Genomic DNA, 26,629 nt, shown 5'->3' with positions numbered 1-26,629 from the left:
GCTTGATCAGCACCTGTAAGCTGCATGGGATCAATACCTACACCTACTTGACCGATGTGCTGCTTCGCATCAGTGAGCACCCGGCCAGCCGGGTGGAAGAGCTGACGCCCCGGGCGTGGAAAGACACCTTCGCCGATCAGCCGCTCCGATCAGACCTCTACAGGGCCGTCAACCACGCCTCTGAATGAACGGTTACGTTTAGGTGGCCATTAACACCGGAGCCAAGTTCAGAGAATGAAATTTCAAAAGGCGTCTATATCTCAACCTAGCTTTTAGGGTCCCGGGAAAATGGAACATCGTATCGGAACCCAATGCATTACGCACGGCTTTGCTGTTCATGACATATTTTGGCTGGCTGCCGCCTAGAAGCCTGTGGGCGACCGTAAAGGCCGGCTGCGGCGCCGAGGCCGGGGAGAGAGGCGATGAAGAACCGGGGCGCTTTTCAAGAGCCAGCGCTTCGTTCCTCTTTTCGTTCGTTTACACTATGAAAATAGAGCTGCCAGTACCCCGCGAACCCTATCAACTAGGCGGCATTAGCCGACCGTTATCCAACGGGAACTTCACATTACTTTTCAAATTCAAAAATGGATTTAGCTCAGTGAAACAGTTTTCAACGTTGCCTGACGCTATTCCTAGCGTCGTGGCCCCTGATGAACGGATTGCTTAATGAGTTCGGCTGTAGCCCTGTAGGCTAGAGGGAGTCTTCTTGGCCTTTAATGTGGAACTTTTAGGGCCCTGTGTTGACAGGTGGGGTAGGAGCATAATTACACTTTCTAAGTGTGTAGGTTGACATGTGGGGACCTCTAAAAATCACCTGAAATTGGTATAATTTCCCAGTCGTCGAACTTGTTCAGGAGCAGACCCATGCAGCCAAGCTTCTTCGATCTTGAAAACCGTCACCAAAAGCTGGATGAGCGAGACCCACTGGTCTCGCTGAACCGGATGATCGACTGGGAAGAGTTCCGCCCCATCTTGGCCAAAGTGCGAAACAGGCCCAAGAAAAGCAATGCCGGGCGAAAGCCCTTTGACGAGTTGCTGATGTTCAAGGCCCTGGTGCTTCAGCACCTGTACAACATATCCGATGATGAGCTGGAATACCAGATTCGGGACCGCTTCAGCTTCTGCCGATTTCTGGGGCTCCACCCGGAAGACAGGACGCCGGATGCAAAGACCATCTGGCTGTTTCGTGAGCAGCTGGCCAAGCGCCAATTGATGAAAAAGCTGTTTGTGGCGTTTGATATTCAATTGGGCGAGAAAGGCTACAAGGCGCGCAAGGGGCAGATTGTCGATGCCAGCTTTGTGGAGGCGCCCAGGCAGCGCAACCGCCGTGAAGAGAACGCCCAGATAAAGGAGGGCAAGGTACCGGATCGGATCGAGAAGGGCCCCAACGTCAAGCGTCAAAAAGACCTCGATGCCCGCTGGACCAAGAAGAACAAGGAAACCCACTACGGCTACAAGAACCACGCTTGCGTGGACAACAAGCACAAGTTGATCCGGGACTATGAAGTCACCTCGGCTGAGGTGCACGACTCTCAGGTTTTCCACGAACTGCTGGGGGATAACAGCTCCAGGGACGTCTGGGCTGACAGCGCTTATTACAGCGAAGAGAGTGAAATCACGCTCAAGGCGATGGGATACCGAAGTCGGGTGCACCGCAAAGGCCACCGCGGCCGGTCGCTGACCGAGCGAGAAAAACAAGCCAACCGGACCAAGTCCAAGGTGCGAGCGAGAGTCGAACACGTTTTCGGTGCGATTGAAAGCGGACAAGGCGGGAGCTTGGTTCGGGTCATTGGCTTGGCCCGAGCGGCGGTTAAGGTCGGCATGATGAACCTGGTCTATAACTTCCGCCGTTTTGTCAGTTTGCACAGGAGAGGTCTGTCTGGAATTTGAGATTAGGGCCGCTATAGGGCTCAAAGGGCTCTATAGCGGCGGCAAATGGCGAGAAACGTCCTTTGTCTGGCATAAAAATAATCATCAGGAGATGCTCAAAGTAAATCTCAAACAATGGATGCCCGTCATCCGGTATTGCGGTAAATAATAGAGGTCCCCATGTGTGCTCTGTTTAACTCAATCACGACTATTAAGTGAGGAGGAGAAATATGAGCGTTATCTCTAAACACAAAAACCTATTGCAAACAATAGGCGCCCTCGGCGCAGCCGCTGCCATTACGTTGCCGCTACCCGCGACTGCAGATGCTAAAGACGAGCCGGATGGAAGTTGGGTGTCATTGAGTGGCAAGGTGGCATCGTATACCCCCGAAGCTTTTGAGTTAGACTATGGTGAAGGCACCATAACAGTTGAAACTGATGACTGGGATAGCCTAGGCGATGGTTGGGCAATTAGTGAAGGAGACAGTGTTACGGTTTACGGTCGCGTCGACGACGGTTTTTACCAGAACAGCAAAATAGAAGCTGGCAGTATATACATCGAGGATTTGGACACCATGGTTACGGCGCCGACGCCGGTCGATGAAGAAGAGGTACTGCCCGTCACCTACACCTACCTCAGTGTGCCCGCAGACTTTGATCTACAGGTGGCGGGGACCGTTACGTCTATTTCAGGCCGTGAATTTACTGTTGACACAGGGGAAAGCAAGGTCTCGGTTGACACCCTACAAATGGATTACAATTCGTTAGACGATGTTGGGGTAGTGCAAGTCGAAAAGGGAGACTTTGTCAGCGTCTCGGGCGATTTGGACCCGGGCGTCTTCGATGAAAATGAGATTTCCGCCGAGACTATCATCTCCTACAACTAAGACCTTTCTCTGAAAGCGCCGGCAGGGGAAGGGCAGGTGCTGTCGTGTTAGCGAACGTAAAGCTAGCACGCTTCCTTTGCTGGCTTCTGGTTCTGGCGCGAAAATTTTCGTGGTTCAGGACCAGCACCTCCATTTTATTAACGAAGTGGTAGATAGGGCTATTTTCCTGTTCGTCTGCTTTCCTTTCAACACTCTTGCGTGGTTATACGCTAAAGTCTGGGACTTTAATGCAAATGAAGCGGCTCTGTGCCTTTGCTTGTTCAGCAGAAAAATTGATAGCTGTTTCGACCGCCTTCCTTGGCTTTGTACATGGCAGTGTCGGCATTTTGCAACAGCACGTCGGCGTCGTCACCACTTTCAGGATAAACGCTAATACCGATGCTCAGGGTCAGTGGAAGTTGGTGGCCATCGATCACCTGCGGCTCGGTAAACTCGTCCAGTAATTTTTCGGCCACATGGGCGGCGTCTTGCCTTTCTTTGATTTCGGTTAACAGAACTACGAACTCATCACCACCGTGCCGGCTAACCGTGTCGGTGGCGCGAACGCAGGAAGAGATTTTGTCGCTCGCTTTTCGCAGTAATTGATCGCCGAGGGTGTGGCCGAAGGAGTCGTTAATCTCCTTGAAATAGTCCAGGTCGAGAAACAGCAGCGCCATTTTTCTGCCACGCCGCTGGGCCATGCCGATGGCGTGAGTCAGCCGTTCCATTAAAAACACGCGGTTGGGGAGGCCGGTGAGGGCGTCGTGCTGGGCGAGATGGCTCATCTTCTGCATCACGGCTCCGTACTGGCGGGCATCGTGGAACACAATGACCGCCCCGACCACTTTCCCGCGGTGGTTGTGGACGGGGGCGGCAGAGTCTTCAATGGCGATGTCGGAACCGTCGCGGCGAATCAGTACGCTGCCCAGTGCCAACGCCACGGTTCGGCCTTCCTTTATGGCTCGGTGGGCGGGGTTAATCGCGCGCTGGCGGGTGACCCGGTCAACGTTGAAGAAAATGTCTCCAACCGCCCGCCCGAGGGCCTCTTCGCTCGGCCATCCTGTCAGTGTTTCGGCGACTTTGTTGAGGTAGATCACTTTGCCCTTAGGGTCGATTACCAGCACGGCGTCGCCGATGGCATCAAGGGTTATGAGTGCCATGTCTTCAAAAGAGACGTTGGCTGAAAGGTGATGAGGGGCCTTTGCCATACCCGGCGGGTTGGGAGGGCGGCGGCTCTGGGGAGGCACCTGCTTCATCATGCTTGAAAAATTTTGTTCCTGAGGCACTGTAATGGTCCTCCTGGTTAGGATCAAAGCAGTAGACATATTGGGAATGGTAGAGCTGTGGACGCGCCGGCTCTGTGCGGAAGCCCACGCAAAGTCGATATTGGCGGCTAAAGCAGCCAAGAAAATGGCGAAATATTATTGTCACGCCTCGGTGTGCTAGCGCACCGACTTCCCGGCTGTCATCGCTTAGTGTCTAAAAGGAAGCCTAACCGATGCTCGGCGCTCTCGCAGGAGTACGGCGCTTTCTGGAGAAACCTCATGGTAGAAAGGCAAAGCAACAAAGCGAATGATAAAGCAGCCATTGAGCGCCGCCTGCAAAAGCAGGCCGCGCAGAATTATTCCTGCGGTGAAGTTAATGAACAGAGGCTTTCTGAAACGGCGCCAAAAAATGCAATTAGGTTCTCAAAAATGAACTACCTGGCGGGCAGGGGCAATATGGACAATAGTCGTCTCGCCCCTGGTGGCCAAAGGAAACACTAACGCCAAGGGGGTGAGTGCCATGCAAGGGAATGCGGCTGCGGGAAGGAGCTGGCGAATGTGTTGTATTACAAGGATAGTTGATTCGGGGAAGAGGCGGGCTTTAACAAGCGGTCCGTCTCTTTTTTGACAACCGCATAGCACTCGCAACTGAGTTCTTCTAGCTTTGTGCGATTGGTCACTTCGATGTGACCGCGTCGATATTCAATTACGCCTAGCCTTTGCAGCCTTCCGGCCGCCTCCGTGACCCCTTCACGACGGACACCGAGCATATTGGCGATCAGCTCTTGCGTCATGACCAAGTGCTTGGTGGGCAAGCGGTCCAGGGACAGCAACAGCCAGCGGCACAGTTGCTGGTCAATGGAGTGGTGTCGGTTGCACACAGCGGTCTGGGCCATCTGAGTAATCAGGGCCTGGGTATAACGCAGTACCAGCGACATTAACTGGCCGTGCCGGTTGAATTCGTCAATGAGCCGTGGCCCGGCCAGGCGGTAGCCAGTCCCGCCGCTCTGGACCAGGGCACGACTGGAGGTGCTTTCGCCGCCCATAAAGAGCGAGATACCCACCAGGCCCTCGTTGCCGACGACGGAAATTTCCGCCGAGGCGCCGTCCTCCATAACGTATAGTAAGGACACGATGCAGTCGACGGGAAAATACACATAGCGCATTTTGTCGCCTGGCTCATAGAGTACCTTGCCTAGGGGCATTGCGACTTCTTCCAGGTAAGGGAAAATGCGCTCGCGCGCCTCTGGTGGCAGGGCGGCGAGAATATGGTTTTGTAAGCGCGGTAACGATTGGGGCATCGTTGACATCTCCTTGTAGGAGTGGCCTGTATGCCTCACTTCCCCCCCGCCTGTCAAGGTTAATGTGCGATAGGTTACATAGGGTCGGTAATGCCTTTTCTTGCCAAAAGGGGCGATGGGCTATCAGTTTCTCGAGCACACCCAAATTACCTCCGTGTCTTCCGTTCGTATCTGTGCTGGTCCTTGTCTTCCCTTTCATCCTTGTGGGTTCGTTATTGCCAATCCTGAGCAAGAACGGCTCGTGAAACTGATAGCCCATCGCCCCTGGCTTCCTTATCTAGAAGGTTACCGCATCGGTGAAGGGCGCTCTGTACGGTATCGAACATGCGTAGGAAAAGGTGGCAGGCTAATCATTTTAGGTCGAAAAAGGTAGGTCAAAGAAGAGCTTTTGCATAATTTTCTACGCTCGCTTGGTAACACCGGCAGGAGGAGTTTTCGAGCCTCTCCCGGTCAAGAATGGATATTTTCCCTCGACTGTAGCGAATAATGCCGTCGCGCTGTAGCTTAATGGCGGCAATGGTAACGGCGCTTCGCCGTACCCCAAGCGTATCGGCGAGGTGTTGGTGAGTCAGAGGGAGGTGGTTGCTGTTGGCCCGGTCCTGGGCCAGTAAGAGGGCCTTGGCCAATCGCCTGGCTACCTCATGGAAATGAATGCAGCCCGTGGTTTGCGACTGTTCCACCATACTGGCGTAGAGGTACCTTTGCAGCGCGCCAAGCAGGCTGGGCAGACTCCGCAAGGCTGTGGGCATTTGTTTTGCCCGAAAACGAAGCGCCTGAAGGGGTGTTTGTACCACGGCGGTTTGAGGGGCGTGTTTAATGTTGAGGACCAGCGCCGAGCCGAGCATACCCTCGTTGCCGATACTGTCGGTTTCTAAAGGCTCGTGGCCTGCGAGTGTTTCGGTGAGCGAGATGGTACCCACTATGGGGAAATACGCATAACGGAAAGGTTGGCCCGCTTGGCAGAGAACTGTGCCGACTTTGAGATCGACGGGCTCGCAGTAGGATTTCACGCCTGCGCGTTGCCTCGAAGGCAGACTGTCCAGTAAGCGGTTTCCATCTAGAGTTTCATTAACAGTTGGAGCCTTTCCTTTCTCTGACATGCGCATTCACCGGAAGAGGTGAGCAAACATTGCGCCGGCGTTGGACCCGCCCGGCCAATTGAGGTACCGATACTAGTCGGAGAAAGTTTTAGTATCAGTGCGCTATCGTACAGAGACCCGTCATCAATCGGCGTTACAGTCCAGGTAACAGAGCCGGGCCTCAACAAGCCTGACCCCACCTAATCAGATCTAAGGAGGAACTGGATTCATGAAGCCTTTTCAGCTAGCAGCCGTGGTATTGGTCCTGCTCGGTGTTCTCGCCCTCGCCTATGGCGGATTTACTTACACCAAGGATACGCACGAAACCAGCCTTGGTCCGCTCAATCTTTCCGTGCAAGACAACGAGCGGGTGAACATTCCTGCCTGGGCGGGAGTGGGGGGCATTGTGATAGGCGGTCTTATATTCTTTTTTGGCCGAGGGCGTCGTTAGCCGTAGGGTTCGTCGCGCACTGGGTTACCTATGAGGAGTTTCAACATGTATCAATCAATTAACAGACGTTTTGGCGGCCGCCTACGCGGCTACTTGGGCTTGGCTTTGGCCGTTATTTTAGTAAGCGCTTGCGCCACCGCCCCGGTGGCGCCCACAGCGGCACTGGTCGAAGCCCGTGATGCCATTGCCAGCGCCGAACAGGCCGGTGCGCGACAACACGCCGGCGCCGAGCTGGATGAGGCGCAGCAAAAGCTGGTCGCGGCGGAGGAAGCGGTCAGCAACGAGCGAATGGCTGAAGCCGAGCGCCTCGCCCGAGAAGCGGCCGTAGTGGCGGAGCTTGCCTCCGCGAGAACCGAGTCCGCGAAAGCCGCGGAAATCAACAGGGAGATGGGCCGCAGCGCCGATGCCCTTGACGAAGAAATGAAACGCACGGGAGATCGGCCATGAGTACTACGACAACTCAACAAGTAAAGCGCGGAACGACCTTATTCGCGCTGGTATTTTCATCATTGATGATTACCGCCTGCGCCACGGCGCCGGATAGCCCCGAGGGGGCCTCTGAAGCACGGAATATGTTGACGACGCTACAGAACGACCCCAACTTGGCAGACCGGGCGCGGGTTGAGATCAGAGAGGCCGAAGCGGCCGTGCGTGTTGCCGAGGAGCCATTACCGAAAGACAAGGCGGCGCTGGGCGAGCATAGAGTGTATATGGCGGACCAGAAGGTGGCGATCGCCGAAGCCAGGGCCGCCACACGTTATGCCGAAGCTCAGCGGGAGCAGCTGGGTGAGCAACGCGACGCGGCACGACTGGACGCTCGCACCCGCGAAGTGGGGCGAGCGCGGGATGAGGCTAGCAAAGCCCGTAGTGACGCTGAGGCTGCCCGCACCTCTAAAGAAGAAGGGGCGGCGGCTGCCTCGCGCCAAGCCGCCGAGTATCAGAGCCAGATAGATGCCTTGCAGGCTGAGGTGACGGACCGGGGGCTGGTATTAACGCTGGGGGATGTTCTATTCTCCACCGGAAGCGCCGAGCTTCAGGGTGGGGCCTACCGCACACTGGACAAGCTGGTCACCTTCTTAAATGAATATCCCGAACGCCGGGTGCAGATTGAAGGCCATACCGATAATGTCGGTAGCGTTGAGTACAATCAGGAATTGTCGCGCGAACGCGCAGAGTCGGTCAGTCACTACCTGGCGGAGCAGGAAATCGCTTCGCAGCGGCTCTCCACCTCGGGTATTGGCATGGGTCAGCCAGTCGCGAGTAACGACTCCGCAAGCGGGCGGCAGCAGAACCGTCGTGTTGAAATCATCATCGAGAATCCTTCTCGACGCTAGCGGGCCACGCTGTTAACGGCCATCCCTGCAAAGGGCTGGCCTCACCATTGATCCAGCCATCGGAACCCAAACATCCGCTGGCTGGTTTTTTTATGGGGCCGGCCTTAACTACCAGCTCCCCACCTGCACCTTCCTCGCGACGCCCCTTTGCCTAAGTGTGAACCAGGTCACAATTATCCAATTGATAATTATAGTATGTAGATTTATAGTATGCACGTGGGCACATTGATGGCATGTCGAATTCAGAAAAGTCCTGTCAGTTGGTGCGCCAGTTTGCGGAAAATGTCCGCCGCGAGCGGCGTGATCGTGGATTGTCCCAGGAGGCGCTGGCTGACCTGGCGGATGTCCACCGAACTTATATCGGAATGCTGGAGCGTGGTGAGAAGAACATCACGCTCAGCACTCTGGAACGGGTTGCCAATGCGCTGAACGTCGATGCTGTCAGTCTGCTCCGCTAGCCATTGTCCCTATTGCCCCGTTGTCGGTATCGAAACGGGGATTTTTTCGTTGCCAGGCCGGCGAAGATGAGTGATGTGTGTGAGTCGTTGATAGCTTTGACGTTGAACTCATATCTCTATGGTTGGAAGCGGTGGCAGGTGTTCTTACTTATTCAACTCAGCACATTGGGGCAGGGCGTAGATATACTCCCGTCCCCTTCTATGGTTTGCGGTGACGTCAAGAACTACGCATTTGTGGTAACCCTTTTCTTTTAAATGACTACTCAGCGCCATAGGGATAACATTTGCCAGCAAAAGACAGCTGAGAAACCATCCTATAAGAACCTTGCCACCCCATTTTTTGATCGTAGCTTCTCGTCCTTTGAGCGCCATTTGTTGCAGTACTACTAGAACCCATAAAACAGTGCCAAGTAGTAAGTAATGCGTTCCCGAATGTAGGATTATTGTCTCGTGCTTTTGGCTGGCTTCTTCTAAAACTCGAAAAATATCGTAGATGCTAAAAACCACTGCTGGTGTCACTAGAACAGCGACAGCCAGCAGAGCAGTATTGGTAGTTTTGGCTTTCACTTAGTAGCGGCTTATACTGGGGCAGTGGGAAAATAGGCATTGAATGAGCGTGGGGTTTCGTTCGATTTGCCGCATGCCGTGGTTGAACTCTCGCCTGATCTCGCTCAGATTAATCCCCATTTGACGATAACCTTCAATTAACGCCTTTGTGGCACCAAACCTACTGTCTATTCTGTGCTATCCGTGAGCAGGGAGAAGAGGTCTCTGGCTCTTTCAGTATCTTCAGAGAACAACGCGCTCTTGGCCTGGTCCAGCTCTGAGGGCTGTGGAGGCCCAGATGCCGCGATAGGGGTAAGGAAAAGAAGTATTGAGAGAGTGAATACTTTCTCTAGTAAAGAAGGTGAGATGGTGGACAAGTCCGAGCTTCGCACTGGCTGCTTCCTTGAGTTGATAAGCCAACGTTTTACAGTATTTTCTGAGAAGACTACCTCAATAGTGGGGTAAAGCTTAGCGAGCATATAAAGCGAAGTCAATTGATTGCATCTGTTTTTCAACAAACTTTTCCCGCAAAAATCGAGGTTAGGCTAAGCACGCGACCAGCGGAATTTTCTCACAAAATCACATATCCATGGCGTATTACGCCTCATTAATAGAGATTAATGCGCCATTCATTATTGTCTCGTTGACAATAAGTGAGGGCGTTGCTATAGCTGTGCGCCGAGTTTCGGGCTGTTGCGTTATGAGTGAATTGCTGTGGTGTGTGGAGCTGTTCGATTCGAAATAAATAGCCTGATTTTAAATTAAAATAAGTTATGAAGGGTTTTTTACTATGAACTTGATATCACTTAAGCGGCTTGCAACTGGTGGCGCAAACGCCACCAAGGCGTTGCTTTGTGCCGCAACGCTCTGTGCCTCCGGGGCTTACGCCCAAACGTTGACTGAGAACTCCACGGGTACCCACGATGGGTTTTATTACTCGTTCTGGAAAGACAGTGGCGACGCCTCTTTTGAGTTGTTGGAAGGCGGTCGTTATCGGTCCCAGTGGAGCAACTCCACGAACAACTGGGTTGGCGGTAAAGGCTGGAATCCGGGTGGCCGCAAAGTGGTGAATTATTCCGGCAGCTACAACGTGGATAATTCCCAGAACTCCTACCTCGCCCTGTATGGTTGGACTCGCAATCCGTTGGTCGAATACTACGTAATTGAAAGTTACGGCTCTTACAATCCCTCCTCCTGTACCCAAGGGCGGGAAAACCACGGTACCTTTCAAAGCGACGGCGCAACCTACGAGATTATTCGTTGCCAGCGCGTGAACAAACCCTCCATTGAAGGTAACGCCACGTTTGACCAGTACTTCAGCGTTCGCCAGCCCAAGAAAGGCTTTGGCAATATCAGCGGTACCATTACCGTGGGCAACCACTTTGATGCCTGGGCCGCGGCGGGCCTGCAACTCGGGGACCATGACTATATGGTTCTGGCCACCGAAGGCTATCAAAGCCGAGGTAGCTCAGATATTACCGTGAGCGAAGGTACCGGTGGCGATACTGGTGGTAACACCGGAGGTGATACCGGTGGAAATACTGGCGGTGATACTGGTGACAGCGGTTCCGATGGGAATAGCGGCGATATTGTGGTTCGGGCGCGCGGTGTCGCGGGCGGCGAACACGTTAACCTATTGGTCGGCGGCAGTGTTGTTGCGGACTGGAGCCTGACCACAAGCCTGGCCAATTACACCTATACCGGTGGCGCTTCGGGCGATGTGCAGGTGGAGTTCGATAATGACGGCGGTGACCGTGATGTGATTCTGGACAGCGTGTACGTCAACGGCGAAACTCGCCAGGCTGAGGATATGGAATACAACACCGCTACCTATGATGGTGAGTGTGGTGGTGGCTCCTATTCGGAAACCATGCATTGCGACGGGGTCATCGGTTTTGGCGAAACGTCGGATTGTTTCAGCGGCAGCTGCAGCGGCGGCGACACCGGCGGAAATACCGGAGGCGACACTGGCGGCAACACGGGCGGTGATACCGGAAACGACTCGGGTGGCACTAGCTGTAGTGGTTATGTTGGCCTGACGTTTGACGATGGACCGAACGGCAATACCAGCACGCTTATTAGCTTGCTACAGCAAAATGATCTGACCCCCGTGACCTGGTTCAGCCAGGGCGAGTATGTGGACAATAATCCGGGAATGGTTTCTCAGATGATGGAAGTGGGTGAAGTGCAGAACCATAGCTACTCGCACCCGTCCATGACCGGCTATAGCTACCAGCAGGTGGTGGATGAAATTAGTCGCACCAATGATGCCATCCAGAATGCCGGCGCACCTAAGCCTACACTCTATCGTCCTCCCTACGGCGATAACACCTCCACTATTCGCCAAGCGGCGCAGGACCAAGGGCTGACCTTTATCACTTGGGATGTGGACTCTCGGGACTGGGATAGCGCCAGTGCCTCGCAAATCGCTAATGCCGCAAATCAGTTGCAGGATGGCCAGGTGATTTTGATGCACGATGCCAATTACGCGAATACCAATGCGGCTCTTCCGCAAATTGCCTCTAACTTGCAGGCAAAAGGTTTGTGCCCCGGTCGCATCGACCCGAATACCGGTCGCGCCGTCGCGCCGAGTGGTTCTACCGGTGGCGATACGGGCGGAAACACTGGGGGTGATACCGGTGGTAATACCGGTGGCGACACCGGGGGCGATACTGGTGGCAATACCGGAGGTGACGCAGGTGGAAGCACCGGCAGTGACTGTCAGTGCAACTGGTACGGAACCCTGTACCCAAGCTGCGATAACCAAAATAGTGGTTGGGGCTGGGAGAACTCCGCAAGCTGCATTGGCTCCACTACTTGTAATGATCAATACGGCGATGGTGGCGAGGTTTGCAACTGATCCCGTGTTAATACGTTAAGCCATAAAGCCATTTGTTTTTCATAGCGATTATCGATTTAAGCGGGGTTTTTACCCCGCTTTTTTTACGCTTAAAAAAAGTATTTTAAGAACCGTAAGAACGGAATTTTTTCACAGAATGAATAATCGTTGGCGGGCGTTATTTCAATAAGAAAGGTTGAAGTGCCAATATTTATTGTCTTGTTGACAATAAGAATTGGGGTTGCTATATCTGTGTCCCGAGTCTGAACGGTAAGCAGCTATAGGAGCAGCATAAGGAGCGTTCCTATGTGGCCTCTTTGATGTTTCACAGGTAGGCCGCAAGCACTTTTGGTTTTAAGGTTTAATAGGATTAAACACAAATAAAACAGGCTTGAGGTTTTCTTCGCTGTATCTATTTTTATTTGTGAGCAGCTGCCCCAGGAGTCGAGCAATGAACGGTGCGCGTCAAAATTGTCGGGTTTTAAAACCCGGTTTTTTGTAGGCCCGGCTTGGCTCATCATTAAAATAAGTTATGAAGGGTACTTTTTTATGAACTTAACAACACTTAAGCAATTTGCGAAACAAGGCGCTTGCGCGACCAAAGCGCTAGTGTGTGCCGCAACTCTCTGCGCGTCAGGGGCTTACGCTCAGACGTTGACTCAGAATGAAACGGGCACTCACGACGGGTTCTATTACTCGTTCTGGAAGGATAATGGCGATGCGTCTTTTGAGCTTCTGGAGGGCGGTCGCTACCGCTCCCAGTGGAGCAACGCCACGAACAACTGGGTTGGCGGTAAAGGCTGGAACCCGGGTGGCCGTAAAGTGGTGAATTATTCCGGCAGCTACAACGTGGATAATTCCCAGAACTCCTACCTCGCACTGTATGGTTGGACTCGCAATCCGTTGGTCGAGTACTACGTGATCGAAAGTTACGGGTCTTACAACCCGTCCTCCTGCAGTGAAGGTCGTCAAACCTTCGGCACCTTTCAAAGCGACGGCGCCACCTATGAGCTTATTCGTTGTCAGCGCATAAATAAGCCGTCTATTGAAGGCAATGCGACATTCGATCAGTACTTCAGTGTTCGCCAGCCCAAGAAGGGCTTCGGTAGTATTAGCGGTACCATTACCGTGGGTAACCACTTTGATGCCTGGCAAGCAGCGGGCTTGCAGTTGGGTGACCATGACTACATGGTGATGGCGACCGAAGGTTACCAGAGCACGGGTAGCTCTGATATCACCGTAAGCGAAGGCGCCGGTGGCGGCGGCAACCCCGGCGGCGGTGGTAACCCCGGTGGTGGTGGCGACCCCGGTGGCGACAACGGTGACGGCTCACCCTCTGGTAGCGATATTGTGGTTCGCGCTCGTGGTGTCGCTGGCGGCGAGCATATCAACCTGATTATCGGTGGCAGCGTGGTGGCCGATTGGGATCTGACCACCAACTTCGCGAACTATACCTACAGTGGCAATGCCTCGGGCGATGTTCAGGTAGAGTTTGACAACGATGGCGGTGATCGCGACGTGGTTCTGGACAACGTCTACGTAAACGGTGAAACCCGGCAAGCCGAAGATATGGAATACAATACCGCCACTTACGACGGCGAGTGCGGTGGTGGCTCCTATGCGGAAACCATGCACTGTGACGGCGTGATCGGCTTCGGCGAAACCGGCGATTGCTTCAGCGGTAACTGCACGGGCGGCAATACCGGTGGCAACACGGGTGGCGATACCGGCGGTAATACTGGTGGCGACAACGGTGGTAATACCGGAGGCAACACCGGAGGCAATACGGGTGGAAACACCGGTGGCAGCGCTTGCCAGTGTAACTGGTACGGTACTACCTACGCCTCTTGCGAAAACCAAGAAAGCGGCTGGGGTTGGGAAAACAACGAAAGCTGCATCGGCACTACCACCTGTAACGACCAGTACGGTGACGGTGGCGAAGTCTGTAACTAAGGGTTGGGGTAGCAGTACCCATTAACCCGAGCCGGGGCGACCCGGCTTACCCGAAAAGGGCGGATATTTATCCGCCCTTTTTTTGTGGCTGTTCGTTCTGAAGCGGTGGGGTTAGAGGAATATATGGTCGTCGCTTGGGAACTCACCGGCTTTGACGTCTGCGACATACTTTTTCAAGGCGCCGGGGATGTCGCCGGCCTCGGTCAAGAAGTTCTTGGAAAACTTGGGGGGCTGTTCGGTCAGGCCCAGAATGTCGTTGATGACCAGTACCTGAGCGTCGGTATCGCGGCCAGCGCCGATGCCCACGGTGGGGATGGGGATCTCGCGGGTAATGCGCGCCGCGAGTTCCGAGGGCACGCATTCGAGCACCAGCAGGTCGGCGCCAGCCTCGGACAGAATGCCGGCGTCCTCGGCGATCTCCTCCGCTTGCTCGGGAGAGCGTCCCTGGACCCGGAAGCCGCCGAACTTATTCACCGACTGGGGAGTCAGGCCCAAGTGGGCGCATACCGGAATACCGCACTCGCTCAAGCGCCGCACGGTATCCTCAAGCCAGCGACCACCTTCAATTTTGATCATCTGTGCTCCGGCCTGCATCAGGCGCGCGGAGTTTTTTAGTGCGTCTTCCAGCGTTGCGTAGGTCATAAAGGGCAGGTCGGCGATGATCAGGGACTTTCGGTTGCCCCTCGCCACCGCTTCAACGTGGTAGGTCATCTGCTCCATGGTGACGGGGATAGTGCTTTGGTAGCCCAGCACGGTCATGCCGAGAGAGTCGCCAATAAGTACCGTCTCCACGCCACACTTTTCCGCCATTCCCGCCATGGGGGCGTCGTACAGTGCGACCATCACGAACTTTTCGCGTTGATCCTTGAGTTTCTGCAAGGTCTTGATGGTGACGGTTTTGTTCAGAGCGGTGTCGGTATTCGATCCGTAAGGCATAGCATCTCTCCGGGTCGGGCTCAGAGCGCCGGTGTGGGGTTGTAGTAGTGGCGCCCGCTTTTGATGGTCAGCAGCGTTTCGATCAATTGCTGAAAATGCTGTCGGTTGTTGGCCAGGTCCAGGTCCTGAGCGTTGACGATCAGTAATGGAGAACTGTCGTAGTAATGGAAGAACTGAGTATAGGCTTCGTTCAGCGCTTCCAGGTACTCCGGGCTGATGTTCTGTTCGCTGGCCACGCCTCGTTGGCGGATGCGTTCGTTCAGGACCTTGGAGGGGGCTTGCAGGTAGATCACCAAATCCGGTACGGGAGCGTCCAGGGTGAGCCGGTCATACACTTGCTGGTAAATGCTCAGTTCATCGTCATCCAGGGTAACCTGGGCGAACAGCTGGTCTTTTTCCATCAGGAAGTCGGCCACGCGCACAGGCTCGAACAGGTCGTTCTGGCGCAGTTCCTGGAGCTGGTTGGTCCGCTGAAACAGGAAAAACAACTGAGTCTGTAACGCCACGGTGCGCGGGGCGCGGTAAAAGCGCTCCAAAAAGGGGTTCTCCTCGGGTTGCTCAAGCAATACATCGTAGTTGAACAGCTGGGCGATGTTTTTGGCGAGCGTGGTCTTGCCCACGCCGATCGGGCCTTCGACGGCGATATAGCGGGGAAGCTCGGCCTGTGAGAGGTCCCATTGATGGTCGTCAAACATGGTCGACACGAGTTAAGACTCCCGGTGTTGGCTGTCAGAGGTGAGGCGTTCCAGCCCCTCGAATGGGCACCTTGCTAATAATGACTCAAGAGAGGTGTTCGAGGGAAGGGTCAGTTCAGGGGCGATATCGGCCAGGGGGTAGAGCACGAACGCCCGGTGGGGCATTTCCGGGTGGGGGACCCGCAGCCGGGGTTCGTCGATGCGCTGGTGGCCGTACAGTAGCAGGTCCAAATCCAGCGTTCTGGGCCCCCAATGCTCTCGGCGTACCCGTCGATGGGCCCGCTCGAGCCGTTGTAGCTCGTCCAGCAGCTCCAGCGGCAGGAGCGCTGTCTTGAGCTTAGCGACGGCGTTGATGTAGTCGGGCTGGGGTGGACCGACCGGCGCGCTGCGGTATAGGGATGAGCGCGCCAGAAGCCGGCTTTGAGGCAACTGGGACAGTTCATCAAAAGCGCGCTCGACATGCGCCCGGGGGCCGTCGAGGTTACTGCCCAGGCCAATGTAGCAATGGGCCGGCGTCATTCCTGAGGGGTAGGGCTGGGCGATTCGCCGGAGGGGGGGCGACGGCGCTTGCGCCCCCGGCGGCGTCCGCCTCTGGGCTTGGCGCCCTGGCGGGCCTCGGCGATCATTTTCTGTTGTTCGGCTTCATCTACCTCTTGGAAGCGGGTCCACCAGTTGCCCGCCCCGTCCAGGTGCTCACCGGCGGCTTCTCGCAATAGCAGGAAGTCATAGGCGGCCCGGAATCGGGACTGCTCCAGTAAGCGTTGCGGGTGACGCTTCTGGACCAGGCGATGCTGCATATCCCACATCTCTCGCATCGGAATGAGGAAACGCTTGGGGATGGAGGTGTGCCCCAACTGGTGCCCAATCACTTCGGTGGCCGCCTGCTGGTACGCCTGCGGGGGCGGCATGTTCTTGGCCAGGTGGTCGGCGCGGGCGGCCATGGGAGGCCAGAGCATGGCGGCGAAAATAAACGCGGGCGTTACGGGTTTGCCGGCGCGCACGCGCTTGTCGGTGTTGGCCATGGTGTTTTCAATGAGCGCTAAACCGGTCTCACTGCCCGCTTCCAGGGCCGCCTCGGTAGCCGGAAACAGGTGGGCCAGGAGGCCGTAGTCCCGCATCAGAGTAAAGGTGGCGGTGGCCGAGCCGGCCATGAAAAGCTTGAGGACCTCTTCGAAGAGACGGGCGGGCGGCACGTTGCGCAGCAGCTCTCCCAGCTCAATGATGGGGTCGGCCGTGCCCGGATCGACCTGAAAACCCAGTTTGGCGGCGAAGCGCACTGCGCGAAGCATGCGGACAGGATCTTCCTTGTAGCGGGTGTGTGGGTCGCCGATGATACGCAGGGTTCGCTTCTCCAAGTCCTCTAGCCCGCCGGTGTAATCGTGAATGGCGAAGTCGTTCAAGGTGTAATAGAGGGCGTTGACGGTGAAATCACGCCGCACGGCGTCGGTTTCCAGGGTGCCGTAGACGTTGTCCCGAAGGAGCATACCGTCTTCATTGCTGGCCTTGTCGTGGTGCCCGCGGAAGGTGGTGACCTCGATAATCTCCCGCCCCATGCGCACATGCACGATCTGGAAGCGCCGGCCAATGATGCGGGCCCCGCGGAAGAGGCGTTTGATTTGCTCAGGCTTGGCATCGGTGGCGATGTCGAAGTCCTTGGGGTGGCCTCCCAGCAGCAGGTCCCGCACGCCGCCGCCCACCAGGAACGCCTGAAAACCGCCTTCCTCCAGGCGCTTCATGATTTTGATCGCCGCCTGGCTGATGTTTCGGCGGGAGACATTGTGTTGATCGCGGGGAATGATCAGCGGACGGTGCGGTTGGCGAGCGCGGGGGCGAAATTTGTCGATGAGCCGTTTCAGCATGGGTAATGGGTACTGTCAGTGGGTTCTCGCGTCGGCTGGCTCGCCGGACGGTCGTCTGAAAGCCGGGCAGTTTAGCACGGGCAGGGTGTGGGGGAAACGTTGAGGAAGGGAAGAGCCTTTTAGGGCCCGCAAGGCAAAGAACGCCCAGAAAGCAAAACGGGAAAGCCGAAGCTTTCCCGTGGGATCGAGTTACCAGTGCTCCTTTGATCTTCAAATCGGCGCGTCCATGCCCTCATCTCAAGTGTGCGTGCTTGCAATCCCGCTCCAGTGTCTAGTCAGTCTTTCCGCTTTTTCTTGTGTCTTATCGTTATGTTTTTATATGCGTAAAGCCTAAGGCTTTCGCTTTTTCTTATTGTTGTGCATTTTTATTATGCAGTCTGTTTTTATTGTTTCTTGTCATTATTATGTTGTTTTCACTTCTTATTATTTGTTGTTGTTATTTATGAACTTCTTCTTTTCTTATTGTCTATTGTTTTAATTATGGCGTTTCATTTCTTATTGTTTGTTGTTGTTATTATGTCGCGCTTTTTATTGTTTGTTGTTGTTATGTGCCCGGATATAGAGCACGCTGCGTGCCAGAAATGAAAAGTCCTTTAAAAACAATGGCTTAACTTAATTGTATGATCACTTATTAAGTTTAGTTATTTCTAATCGTTACAAATGCGGGAACAGTTTGTTACGGCTTCCGCACTAGGTAACAGTTATTCGTTTGGTAACAGTCCGTTCAAAAAGTAACCAGCGGTAACGTCTGTGACGCTGAATGCTGTTTTTTGGCGCCGTATAAAGTGAGCGAGTGTTACGGTGGCGCTTCATTAAACGGCGTTGAAAGGAACGGGTATCCAGTGAGGATTCGCAGTTAAGATGGCCGCTCAGGCGCGGCCGCACGGGGATGCTAGGCGGGTTAATGGGCGATCTGGCTTATTTTGCGCTGGCGGTTTTGTTGCGTGGGATGCCAAAGCGCTGGCGCCGCTCCCACAGGCATTTGCGGCTGACGCCCAGTTTCCGGGCCAGCTCGGTCTCACTCATGGTGTCCTGGTGTTCCAGCACGAAGCGCTGGAAGTAGTCCTCCAATGACAAGTCCTCACTCGGGTCCTGGGGCGCCCGACCCCGGGGCTGGATGCGCTCAGGAGAGCGACGGGTGTCATCTTCGTCGTCTTCCTCAAAGCGTACCAGGTCCAGATCAATGTCCAGGAGTTCGTGGCTGATCTCCTGGGTGTCCTCGCACAGAATGACGGCCCTTTGTATGGCGTTCTCCAGCTCCCGCACGTTGCCCGGCCAAGTGTAGGTGGTGATGGCCTGTACCGCCTCGGGGGATAGCTTGAGGTTGGGCTTGCCCATTTCTTGGCAGAAGCGTTGCAGCAGAGATTCGGCAAGGGAAATAATGTCTTTGCCGCGATCGCGCAGTGGAGGCAGTTCCAGCTGAACGACGTTGATTCGAAAGTAAAGGTCTTCTCGGAACTGTTTTTCCTGGGCCAGCTTGCGCAGGTCCCGGTGGGTCGCGGCCACGAGCCGGACGTCCACCTTGCGTGATTCCACCGAACCGATGGGCCGCACCTCTCCTTCCTGCAGTACACGCAACAGCCGGGCTTGGGCCTCTAGCGGCAATTCGCCGATTTCATCAAGAAAAAGGGTGCTGCCGTCGGCCGCGGCCACCAGGCCTTCGCGCATGCTGGCGGCGCCGGTAAAGGCGCCCTTTTCGTGGCCGAAGAGTTCGGATTCGATCAAGGTCTCGGGAATGGCGGCGCAGTTGACCGAAATCATGGTCTTGTCCCGGCGCGGGCTTTCCTCGTGAAGTGCTCGGGCCACCAGCTCTTTACCGGTGCCGGTCTCCCCATGCACCAGCACGGTGGCCTTGGTGGGGGCCACCTTGTGGATGCGGTTGTACAAGTCCTGCATGACGTCGCTGGAGCCGATCATGCCGGCGATGGCGTGGCTCGCGGTGGCGGAGCTGTGTTTCTGTTGGCTGGCGGCATTGGCCTTGCCGATCACCCGCTTGACGGCGGTGACCATTTCTTCGTGGTCGAAAGGCTTGGCAATGTAATCCACCGCGCCCATGCGCATGGAGTCTACCGCTGAGCGCAGGCTGGCGTAACTGGTCATAATCAGTACCGGCACATTCTCGGCCTGTTTGATCAGGTCCGTGCCGGGTGCGCCGGGCAAGCGCAGATCGCTGATGATCAGGTCAAAGTCGGGCAGGGAAAACTTGCCCATAGCCTCTTTGACCGATGGCGCTTCGCTTACCTCATACTTGTTGCGCTCCAGAAGCCGGCGCAGCGCGGTGCGAATAATGGGTTCGTCTTCAACGATCAGGATCTTACTCATAGTGCTCACATCGCCTATGGTCGGGCAGGATGCTCAAGTTCTGGCGCCATCAATGAATAGGGTAGAGACCTAAAATGCGCCAGAGCTTCAGCGAGCCTGATGTGCAGGCTGGGAAAAGCCCACCTGCGTGGATTTCCACAGCCGGGTAGATGGCGGAAAATATCATTCCGCCAGCATGGAATCAATATGGCGAGGCAATTTGATCGTAAACTGTGCACCGGTTTGGTGCACAGGGTCCGCGGGACTCTTGATGTCGAGCTTGCCACCATGATCCTCCACAATGCTATAGACCATCGCTAGCCCCAGTCCGGTTCCCTCGCCCGGGTCCTTGGTGGTAAAGAAGGGCTCCAGAATCTGATCCAGCTTGTCCTGTGGTATGCCGCTGCCCTGATCGGTTACCGAGAAAATGATGCTGTACTCGTCCTCGTCGCTGTCCAGCATAACATGGCTGCCGGGCGGGCTGGCGTCTCTGGCGTTGGAAAGCAGGTTGATAAACACCTGAATCAGGTGCTGGCTGTCGCCGGCAATGATCGCATTGCGAGCAATATTGTTGACGTATTCCACCTCGTTTTTGTCTTTTTGCAACGACAGCAGTTGGATGGCCTCATTGGCGCAGGCGCGCAAATCCACGGCTTCAAACTCGCTTTTCTTGTTTTGGCCGCTATGGGAGAAGCTCACCAAGGACTGCACAATACGCGTCACCCGGTCAGTCTGACTCAGGATGTGCTCGGCGGTTTCCAGCACTTCCGGAGTCTCGGACTCGTAGCGCAGGTTCTGGGCCAGGCTGGAAATACCGGTGATGGGGTTGCCGATCTCGTGGGCCACGCCTGCGGCCAAGCGGCCCACGGAGGCCAGCCGCTCACTGTGAATAAGCTCCTGCTCCAGTAGCTGGGTTTCGGTCACATCCTCCAGCAGAATCACCTGATCGTACTCCCCGCTGTGGATGCTGCCCTCGATGTTGGCCTTGTGCAGGCTGATCCAGTGGGGGCGGCCGTTCAGGTCAATTTCCTGGCGGTAGTAGTGGGGCTCGCTGTTTTCGCTGAAATCGGTCAACAGACCCCGCCAGGGCTCGGCCAGGTCCTCCAGGCGCGAGCCGGTCACATCGTCGCTCGGGGTTTGGGTTAACAGTTCCATGGCCCGGTTCCACATTAGAATTTCCCCGTCCCGCCCCAGAGAGCAGACCGCCATGGGGAGCTCTTCCAGGGTTTTACGGTGGTACAGGCGCAGGTTGTTCAATTCGGCGGCCATACCCGTGAGGTGGTCCCGGTATTGGGCCAGACGGTTTTCAATCAGGTTTATATCCAGAGTATCGCGCCGTTCGGCCAGCTTGTAGGGCAGGTGACGGTCCATGATCTCACCGGCCACATGGATGCCCATCAGCCCGGATAGGTTGGCCTCAATTTGGTCGCGCAGGCGGCGCAGGGCATAGGGGCGGCGTTCGGTAATGCGCAGGCCCAGCTCGCTCAGGGCAACGTCCACTTCCCGGCTGGCGGTCACCTTGCCCAGGGAGCGGGCCAGTCGGGTTTTGAATTCCGCCGCGCTGTGAACATCCAACGCCTGGCGCACCGGCTGGCTGAGCTCATCGGCGGCGCAGAGCTCGGCGCTGTATTGTTCTTCTTCGTTCTGGCGGGTGAGCAGAGAGAGGCCCACAAAAATGGCCGTATTGGCCCCGATGGACAGTAGTGCCACCTCACTCCAATGACCCATGCCCAGAGGTACCACAATGTCGGTGCCGGGAATGGGTAGCCCCGCCAGCCCGGTAATAACCGGAATGAGCAAGGCCGTGGCCCAGATTAGGGTGCCCACGCTCAGCCCGGCCAGTAGGCCCCGCCGGTTGCCCCGGGGCCAGAACACAATGGCGAACATGCCGGGCAGAAACTGCAGGGTTTCGATAAATGTCAGCAGGGCTAGATTGGTCAGGCTGTGGCGGTTATCGAGCAACCAGTAAACAAAATAGCTGGCGAAGAACAACGTGGCGATAAGCACCCGGCGCAACCAAACCAGCTGGCGGTAGAGGTCGTCCCGGTTGCGCAGGCTTAGCGCCGGGAGGATCCAGTGGTTCATTACCATGGTGGTCAGGGCGAGAATCATAACCACCATGGCGCCGGTCGCGGCGGAGAGGCCCCCGATAAACGCCAGCACGGTCAGGCTCGGTGACTCGGCCAGAATCGGCACCCCGAGGGTAAAGTACTGGGCCGGCAAGGGGACGGAGAGTTCGAACCCGGCCCACAGAATTGGGAAAATCGGCAGCGCCATCAGCAGCAGGAACAGCGGAAAGGCCCACGTAATGGTGTGGGTGTTGCGCATCAATAGGTTTTCAGTCACGCCCATGTGGAAGATGTGGGGCATGGTGATGGCCGTGGCGACAAACACCAGCAGAAGGGTGTGGGCGGCACCGTCTTGTATTGGGGCGTGCAATAGAGCCAGGTTCTCGGGGTTTTGGGCCAGCCACTGGTCCAGGCCGGTGAAACCGTCGAACACACCGTAAACCGCCAACAGGCCGATGGCACAGAGGGCGAATACCTTGAGCAGGGATTCGAACGCCATGGCGGTGAACAGGCCCCGGTGCTGGTCCTTGCTGGAGCCGAACAGAATGGTGAACACGCTCAGCAGCGCGCAGTAACCCAGGGCCATCAGGTCCTTGAAGGTAAAGCCGGTGCCCATGGCGGGCAGGCTGGGGTTGCTGCTCACGGTGAGGATGTACATGGTGTCGGCGATGGCCTGAATTTGCAGCGCCATCAAGGGCAATATGCCCAGCAGCATACACAGGGTGGTTACCGCTCCCACACCGTGACTGTGGTAGCGGAACACGAGCAGGTCGGCGAGCGAATGCACCTGGTGCCGACGGGCCAGGTCCGCCAGTGGGGCCAATGCGACCGGGGCGAACAGGAACAGAGCGCCGGTGCCCAGGTAGTAGGCGAGGGCACCGTAGCCGAACTGGAAGGCCAGGTCGATGACCCCGTAAAACGCCCAGGCACTGGCGAAGATCCCCAGCGACAGGATGTACGTCAGTGGGTGCTGGGTGACGGACTCGGGAATCCACCCGCGTTCGGTTATCCAGGCAATGCCAAACAGCGCCAGCAAGTAGCTGACACCGAGCAGAGCCACATGGCTTAACTCAAAGGTCATGAGGCCTCTTTTTACGGCGTTGGACGAGGTAGGCGATGATAATGACCACCATCCAGATGATGTAGGGCCGGAACCAAGCCCCTTCCGGGTTGATGATCCAGGTAAATAGGGTGGGGGAGAAAATGTAAGCCACCAGTAGCAAGAGGATGACCAGGCGCTGATTGTTCACTCTCTATTCTCCTCGGGCCTGTCGGTTGTAGTGGGGGCGGCATTAGTGGGGTTGAGCATGGCAGTGGGGGCCTTTCCCTCCCGGGCGCGGATGCGTTCGGGCTGCCAGTGGGCCTGAGCCCACTCCAGTACCACCTCGGGCGCGGCGCCGCGCAGCTCGGCCGGAGGGCGCTGCTGCAAAAAGTCTAACGCGTACCAGAGATTGGTTCCCGCCTTTTTTGACTGCAATGGGGGAGCGTGATGCTGTTTGCTCAGCTTTTGCCCGAGCTCATTGTTGGCGACCGGAACGTGACCAAGGGCCGGGGGCTGCCCGCCCATAAGAGCGAAAGCGGCGAGCTGACCGGCACTGACCGGCAGCAGGTCCATGCCGCGAATGACATGGGTCACGCCCTGCTCAATATCATCAACGATGACCGCGAGCTGATAGGCAAACAGGCCATCCTTGCGTTTGATGATGGGGTCGCCCACCTCTTGGCGCAAGCTTTGAGCCTGGGGCCCCTGAAACAGATCGGTCCAGCGGTACGGATCGGCGGGTTCGGTGTGGCCTTCGGGGACATCGAACAGCTTCAGTCGCCAGGCGTGAGGTTCATCCGGCGAGACGGCCCGGTCCCGGCAGCGGCCGTCATACACGCCTCCCAGGGCGCGGATGTCCTTGCGGGTGCACCGGCACCGGTAGGCCAGCCCCGCGGCGAGCAAACGCTCCAGCGTGGCCTCGTAGGCCTTCTGGCGGTCGCTTTGGAATAGGATGTCGCCGTCCCAGTGCAGTTGGTGAGCCTCTAGCGTGGCCAGAATCGACTCTTTGGCGCCGGCTTCTTCCCGCGGTGGGTCCAAGTCCTCCATGCGCACCAGCCACTTTCCTCCGCCGGTTCGGGCATGCAGGTAGCTTGCCAGCGCACTGACCAGTGAGCCGAAATGCAGCGGGCCACTCGGAGAGGGCGCGAAGCGACCGACATAGGGGTCGGGTTCAAACGTTGAAGGGGGGCGGGGGGCGCTGTTCGCGGGGTAGGGCATATCACTGCGGACTATGGGGGCTCGCCACAGTGGACGAGCCCCGCTCAGTTTTTAGCCTCCGACTTGCTTTTCCTTGATTTCATCCAGGGTCTTGCAGTCTACGCACAGGGTGGCGGTCGGGCGGGCTTCCAGTCGGCGAATGCCGATCTCCACGCCACAGGCGTGGCAGAAGCCGTAGTCTTCATTCTCGATCAGCTCCAACGTGCTGTCGATCTTTTTAATCAATTTGCGTTCGCGGTCGCGCGTGCGCAGTTCCAGGCTGAACTCTTCCTCCTGGCTGGCGCGGTCGGCGGGGTCCGGGAAGTTGGCGGCTTCGTCCTTCAGGTGGCTCATGGTCCGGTCCACCTCTTCCATTAACTCGCGACGCCAGGCGAGCAGCAACTGACGAAAGTGCTCGAGCTGGTTTTCGTTCATGTACTCCTCACCCTTTTTTTCCTTGTAAGGGGTGAAGTTACTCAGTGTGTAGCTCTCTGCGGTCGATGAACTCTTCGGCATGGTTTCGCGCCTCGTATGACTTCCCATTTAGCTGGCCGACTCGGTGGACGGGCGGGTTGGGTAAACCCGGGAGTTCCGCGCCCTCCGTCGCCTTACACCTTCTTCGCCTCAATAAACACGGCAAATTTGAAGGGTTGGCAAGCTACCAGATATCCCCCGGCTTCGCCAGTGTTTTTTACGCCCGATTCGGCCTATTTTGACTCTGGATTGAGCCGGTTTTCACTAACTGTAACAATAGAGGATTATTTGATTGTTTTTCCCTATTAGGAGTTCTCCTTGAGTCAAAAATGGCAATGTGGTGTTTTGCTGCGGCGTTACAAACGATTTCTCGCGGACGTGCGCCTCTCGGATGGCACTGAAATAACCATTCACTGCCCCAATACCGGCTCCATGCGCCAGTGTGTGGTTCCTGAAAGCCCCTGTTGGTTTTCCGATTCCGGCAACCCCAAACGTAAATACCGGCACACCTGGGAGGTGGCAACCACCCCTTCGGGCCATTGGGCCGGGATTAACACCGGGCGGGCCAATCAGCTGGTGCGCCAGGGCATTGAGTCCGGCGTGGTGGCGGAGCTTCAGGGCTACGACCGGCTGCGGCCGGAAGTACGCTACGGCCAGGAAAACTCCCGCATTGATTTTCTGCTGGAGTCTGAGGAAGAGCGCTGTTACGTGGAGGTGAAAAGTGTGACGCTGATGGAGACCCCCGGTCATGGCCTGTTTCCGGATGCGGTCAGCGAGCGCGGGCGCAAACACTTGCGTGAGCTGATGGACATTGTTCACCAGGGCGATCGCGGCGTGTTGCTTTTTTGCGTACAGCATACCGGCGTGGCCCAGGTGGCCCCCGCCGACGAGATTGACCCGGCGTACGGCGATACGTTGCGCCAGGCCATGGCGGCGGGCGTTGAAGTGTATGCCTATCGGGCGGAGATAGATCCGCAGCGCGCGGCTATTGCGCTCACCCAACGCTTACCGGTTAAGGCGCGCCTTTAGAGGGAGGTGTTAGAGGCCCTCCGGGGCGGCCAGCTCCAGCCGCTGGCGCCTGGACTCGCCCCGGCGCTGAACACGGACCACGACCTCATCACCGGGTTCGTACTTTTCAAGCGCCGTCATCAGCTCGTCGTAGTTGCGAGTGGGGTGTTGGTCGATGGCGGTGATGATGTCCCCCAGCACAATGCTGCCCCAACGGCTGCGCTGGGCGCCCACCAGGCCCGCCCGGTCGGCCGGGGAGCCCTGGGCCACGCGCAGAATGGCGACGCCCTCGACGCCCGACTGCTGGGTCCACTGATCCGGTGCGATGTCGATGCCCAGGACGGGCCGGATAATACGGCCGTGTTCGATTAGCTGCGGCACGATGCTTTCAACGGTGTTGACCGGAATGGCAAAGCCGATGCCGGCGCTGGCCCCGCTGGGGCTGTAGATCATGGTATTGACCCCCACCAGCTCGCCCCGGGAGTTGAGCAAAGGCCCGCCGGAGTTGCCCGGGTTAATGGCCGCGTCGGTCTGAATCACGTGGCGGATCTTGCGCTGGTTGGGAGATTCAATTTCCCGCCCCAGCGCACTGACGACACCCGTGGTGAGGGTGGCGTCCAGCCCAAACGGGTTGCCGATGGCCAGCACCTTGTGACCCACGACCAGCTCGCCGGAATCCCCCCGGCGCAGTGGTCTGAGGTGCTTTTGGGGGGCCTCGACTTTGAGCACCGCCAGGTCTTTCTCGGGGGCAAGGCCAACCACTTCCGCGGGCCAGTTGCTTTGGTCCTGCAGAGTGATCATCACCTTGCGCGCGTTTTCGATCACGTGAAAGTTAGTCACCACGTAGCCGCGCTCGTCCCACACAAAACCGGTGCCCGAACCGCGGGGTACGGTCAACAGGTCGAAAGAGCGGGGGTCGCGCACCAGTTGCTGGTTGGTAACGTAAACCACGCTCGGGCTGGCGTACTCAAACACTTCAATGGTATTGCGTTCATCGTCCGTCGCGAACTCCTGAGCGTGCGGAGCCGCCAAGGGGCCCGCTAATAAAACAATAAGTGTGAGCCAACGCCAGAGCATGGTGTCTCCC

General features: G+C 56.6%; 24 protein-coding genes and 1 pseudogene. 11 read left to right on the top strand and 14 right to left on the bottom strand.

Going from position 1 to position 26,629, the window contains the following annotated elements:
* From AAE514_RS07570 to AAE514_RS07560, 3 genes are all read left to right on the top strand, one after another.
* Positions 1-188 (top strand): transposase domain-containing protein (locus AAE514_RS07570; protein ID WP_347329433.1); only part of this gene is annotated, 188 nt, incomplete at its 5' end.
* A 676-nt stretch (positions 189-864) separates the two neighbouring features.
* Complete coding sequence (locus AAE514_RS07565; protein ID WP_347330922.1) at positions 865-1,890, top strand: IS5 family transposase; 1,026 nt, start codon at positions 865-867, stop codon at positions 1,888-1,890.
* Between the two features lie 209 nt (positions 1,891-2,099).
* Positions 2,100-2,756 carry a DUF5666 domain-containing protein gene (locus AAE514_RS07560; protein ID WP_347330921.1) on the top strand — a complete coding sequence of 219 codons (657 nt, stop codon included), beginning with the start codon at positions 2,100-2,102 and terminating at the stop codon, positions 2,754-2,756.
* Between the two features lie 260 nt (positions 2,757-3,016).
* On the opposite strand, the gene AAE514_RS07555 is transcribed toward AAE514_RS07560, so the two are convergent.
* Positions 3,017-4,021 (bottom strand): diguanylate cyclase domain-containing protein, encoded by a 1,005-nt coding sequence (locus AAE514_RS07555; RefSeq protein ID WP_347330920.1) that lies wholly within the window; start codon positions 4,019-4,021, stop codon positions 3,017-3,019.
* Positions 4,022-4,279: 258 nt separating this feature from the next.
* On the opposite strand from AAE514_RS07555, the gene AAE514_RS07550 reads away from it, so the two are divergent.
* Positions 4,280-4,501, top strand: a complete 222-nt coding sequence (locus tag AAE514_RS07550) for a hypothetical protein (RefSeq protein WP_347330919.1) — start codon at positions 4,280-4,282, stop codon at positions 4,499-4,501.
* 65 nt (positions 4,502-4,566) lie between these two features.
* Here AAE514_RS07550 and AAE514_RS07545 read toward each other — a convergent pair whose 3' ends face one another.
* Complete coding sequence (locus AAE514_RS07545; protein WP_347330918.1) at positions 4,567-5,301, bottom strand: Crp/Fnr family transcriptional regulator; 735 nt, start codon at positions 5,299-5,301, stop codon at positions 4,567-4,569.
* A 374-nt stretch (positions 5,302-5,675) separates the two neighbouring features.
* Positions 5,676-6,311, bottom strand: a complete 636-nt coding sequence (locus AAE514_RS07540; protein ID WP_347330917.1) for a Crp/Fnr family transcriptional regulator — start codon at positions 6,309-6,311, stop codon at positions 5,676-5,678.
* 298 nt (positions 6,312-6,609) lie between these two features.
* Between AAE514_RS07540 and AAE514_RS07535 the strand changes: the two genes are divergently transcribed.
* The 4 genes from AAE514_RS07535 to AAE514_RS07520 all read left to right on the top strand — a co-directional run bounded on the left by AAE514_RS07535 (position 6,610) and on the right by AAE514_RS07520 (position 8,623).
* Positions 6,610-6,831, top strand: coding sequence for a hypothetical protein (locus AAE514_RS07535; RefSeq protein WP_347330916.1), 222 nt, complete (start codon positions 6,610-6,612; stop codon positions 6,829-6,831).
* 45 nt (positions 6,832-6,876) lie between these two features.
* Positions 6,877-7,278, top strand: coding sequence for a DUF4398 domain-containing protein (locus AAE514_RS07530; protein ID WP_347330915.1), 402 nt, complete (start codon positions 6,877-6,879; stop codon positions 7,276-7,278).
* Positions 7,275-8,165, top strand: a complete 891-nt coding sequence (locus AAE514_RS07525) for an OmpA family protein (protein WP_347330914.1) — start codon at positions 7,275-7,277, stop codon at positions 8,163-8,165. The genes AAE514_RS07530 and AAE514_RS07525 overlap by 4 nt, the downstream gene beginning before the upstream one ends.
* 233 nt (positions 8,166-8,398) lie before the next feature.
* Entirely contained in the window at positions 8,399-8,623 is a 225-nt protein-coding gene (locus AAE514_RS07520; RefSeq protein ID WP_347330913.1) for a helix-turn-helix domain-containing protein, read from the top strand.
* Positions 8,624-8,767: 144 nt separating this feature from the next.
* Here the strand turns inward: AAE514_RS07520 and AAE514_RS07515 are convergent, their stop codons facing one another.
* Positions 8,768-9,190 (bottom strand): hypothetical protein, encoded by a 423-nt coding sequence (locus AAE514_RS07515; protein WP_347330912.1) that lies wholly within the window; start codon positions 9,188-9,190, stop codon positions 8,768-8,770.
* A 769-nt stretch (positions 9,191-9,959) separates the two neighbouring features.
* Between AAE514_RS07515 and AAE514_RS07510 the strand changes: the two genes are divergently transcribed.
* Entirely contained in the window at positions 9,960-12,029 is a 2,070-nt protein-coding gene (locus AAE514_RS07510) for a glycoside hydrolase family 11 protein (RefSeq protein WP_347330911.1), read from the top strand.
* Positions 12,030-12,557: 528 nt separating this feature from the next.
* A pseudogene (locus tag AAE514_RS07505) lies at positions 12,558-13,958 on the top strand (glycoside hydrolase family 11 protein); the annotation flags it as partial.
* A 114-nt stretch (positions 13,959-14,072) separates the two neighbouring features.
* Here AAE514_RS07505 and panB read toward each other — a convergent pair.
* The 9 genes from panB to dksA all read right to left on the bottom strand — a co-directional run bounded on the left by panB (position 14,073) and on the right by dksA (position 24,576).
* On the bottom strand, positions 14,073-14,897 hold the full coding sequence (gene panB, locus AAE514_RS07500) for a 3-methyl-2-oxobutanoate hydroxymethyltransferase (protein WP_347330909.1): 825 nt from the start codon (positions 14,895-14,897) through the stop codon (positions 14,073-14,075).
* Positions 14,898-14,917: 20 nt separating this feature from the next.
* Positions 14,918-15,592: a deoxynucleoside kinase gene (locus AAE514_RS07495; protein ID WP_347330926.1), complete on the bottom strand. Its 675-nt coding sequence runs from the start codon at positions 15,590-15,592 to the stop codon at positions 14,918-14,920.
* 12 nt (positions 15,593-15,604) lie between these two features.
* A complete protein-coding gene (gene folK / locus AAE514_RS07490; RefSeq protein ID WP_347330908.1) occupies positions 15,605-16,111 on the bottom strand; it encodes a 2-amino-4-hydroxy-6-hydroxymethyldihydropteridine diphosphokinase in 507 nt (168 codons plus the stop codon).
* A complete protein-coding gene (gene pcnB, locus AAE514_RS07485; RefSeq protein WP_347330907.1) occupies positions 16,108-17,451 on the bottom strand; it encodes a polynucleotide adenylyltransferase PcnB in 1,344 nt (447 codons plus the stop codon). Before pcnB ends, folK begins: the two co-directional genes overlap by 4 nt.
* Positions 17,452-18,369: 918 nt before the next feature.
* Positions 18,370-19,773: a sigma-54-dependent transcriptional regulator gene (locus AAE514_RS07480; RefSeq protein WP_347330906.1), complete on the bottom strand. Its 1,404-nt coding sequence runs from the start codon at positions 19,771-19,773 to the stop codon at positions 18,370-18,372.
* Positions 19,774-19,935: 162 nt separating this feature from the next.
* The gene (locus AAE514_RS07475; RefSeq protein WP_347330905.1) at positions 19,936-22,902 is read right to left on the bottom strand and encodes an ATP-binding protein; all 2,967 of its coding nucleotides are present in this window, start codon (positions 22,900-22,902) and stop codon (positions 19,936-19,938) included.
* The gene (locus tag AAE514_RS07470) at positions 22,892-23,071 is read right to left on the bottom strand and encodes a hypothetical protein (RefSeq protein ID WP_347330904.1); all 180 of its coding nucleotides are present in this window, start codon (positions 23,069-23,071) and stop codon (positions 22,892-22,894) included. The genes AAE514_RS07475 and AAE514_RS07470 overlap by 11 nt, the downstream gene beginning before the upstream one ends.
* Positions 23,068-24,081 (bottom strand): tRNA glutamyl-Q(34) synthetase GluQRS, encoded by a 1,014-nt coding sequence (gene gluQRS / locus AAE514_RS07465; protein ID WP_347330903.1) that lies wholly within the window; start codon positions 24,079-24,081, stop codon positions 23,068-23,070. Before gluQRS ends, AAE514_RS07470 begins: the two co-directional genes overlap by 4 nt.
* A gap of 51 nt (positions 24,082-24,132) precedes the next feature.
* Positions 24,133-24,576, bottom strand: coding sequence for an RNA polymerase-binding protein DksA (dksA, locus tag AAE514_RS07460; RefSeq protein WP_027328571.1), 444 nt, complete (start codon positions 24,574-24,576; stop codon positions 24,133-24,135).
* A 276-nt stretch (positions 24,577-24,852) separates the two neighbouring features.
* Here dksA and sfsA point away from each other — a divergent pair, with 276 nt between their 5' ends.
* On the top strand, positions 24,853-25,563 hold the full coding sequence (gene sfsA, locus AAE514_RS07455) for a DNA/RNA nuclease SfsA (protein WP_347330902.1): 711 nt from the start codon (positions 24,853-24,855) through the stop codon (positions 25,561-25,563).
* 9 nt (positions 25,564-25,572) lie between these two features.
* On the opposite strand, the gene AAE514_RS07450 is transcribed toward sfsA, so the two are convergent.
* Positions 25,573-26,619, bottom strand: coding sequence for a S1C family serine protease (locus AAE514_RS07450; protein WP_347330901.1), 1,047 nt, complete (start codon positions 26,617-26,619; stop codon positions 25,573-25,575).
* Between the last annotated feature and the right edge of the window lie 10 nt (positions 26,620-26,629).

The organism is Marinimicrobium locisalis, assembly GCF_039822625.1.
Classification (GTDB): domain Bacteria; phylum Pseudomonadota; class Gammaproteobacteria; order Pseudomonadales; family Cellvibrionaceae; genus Marinimicrobium; species Marinimicrobium locisalis.
This window is presented reverse-complemented; position numbering and strand designations above follow the sequence as displayed.

Coding starts and splice junctions, on each gene's coding strand:
- AAE514_RS07565 (WP_347330922.1), top strand. CDS start 865: ATGCAGCCAAGCTTCTTCGATCTTGAAAACCGTCACCAAAAGCTGGAT.
- AAE514_RS07560 (WP_347330921.1), top strand. CDS start 2,100: ATGAGCGTTATCTCTAAACACAAAAACCTATTGCAAACAATAGGCGCC.
- AAE514_RS07550 (WP_347330919.1), top strand. CDS start 4,280: ATGGTAGAAAGGCAAAGCAACAAAGCGAATGATAAAGCAGCCATTGAG.
- AAE514_RS07545 (WP_347330918.1), bottom strand. CDS start 5,301: ATGCCCCAATCGTTACCGCGCTTACAAAACCATATTCTCGCCGCCCTG.
- AAE514_RS07535 (WP_347330916.1), top strand. CDS start 6,610: ATGAAGCCTTTTCAGCTAGCAGCCGTGGTATTGGTCCTGCTCGGTGTT.
- AAE514_RS07530 (WP_347330915.1), top strand. CDS start 6,877: ATGTATCAATCAATTAACAGACGTTTTGGCGGCCGCCTACGCGGCTAC.
- AAE514_RS07525 (WP_347330914.1), top strand. CDS start 7,275: ATGAGTACTACGACAACTCAACAAGTAAAGCGCGGAACGACCTTATTC.
- AAE514_RS07520 (WP_347330913.1), top strand. CDS start 8,399: ATGTCGAATTCAGAAAAGTCCTGTCAGTTGGTGCGCCAGTTTGCGGAA.
- AAE514_RS07510 (WP_347330911.1), top strand. CDS start 9,960: ATGAACTTGATATCACTTAAGCGGCTTGCAACTGGTGGCGCAAACGCC.
- panB (WP_347330909.1), bottom strand. CDS start 14,897: ATGCCTTACGGATCGAATACCGACACCGCTCTGAACAAAACCGTCACC.
- AAE514_RS07495 (WP_347330926.1), bottom strand. CDS start 15,592: ATGTTTGACGACCATCAATGGGACCTCTCACAGGCCGAGCTTCCCCGC.
- folK (WP_347330908.1), bottom strand. CDS start 16,111: ATGACGCCGGCCCATTGCTACATTGGCCTGGGCAGTAACCTCGACGGC.
- pcnB (WP_347330907.1), bottom strand. CDS start 17,451: ATGCTGAAACGGCTCATCGACAAATTTCGCCCCCGCGCTCGCCAACCG.
- AAE514_RS07480 (WP_347330906.1), bottom strand. CDS start 19,773: ATGAGTAAGATCCTGATCGTTGAAGACGAACCCATTATTCGCACCGCG.
- AAE514_RS07475 (WP_347330905.1), bottom strand. CDS start 22,902: ATGACCTTTGAGTTAAGCCATGTGGCTCTGCTCGGTGTCAGCTACTTG.
- gluQRS (WP_347330903.1), bottom strand. CDS start 24,081: ATGCCCTACCCCGCGAACAGCGCCCCCCGCCCCCCTTCAACGTTTGAA.
- dksA (WP_027328571.1), bottom strand. CDS start 24,576: ATGCCGAAGAGTTCATCGACCGCAGAGAGCTACACACTGAGTAACTTC.
- AAE514_RS07450 (WP_347330901.1), bottom strand. CDS start 26,619: ATGCTCTGGCGTTGGCTCACACTTATTGTTTTATTAGCGGGCCCCTTG.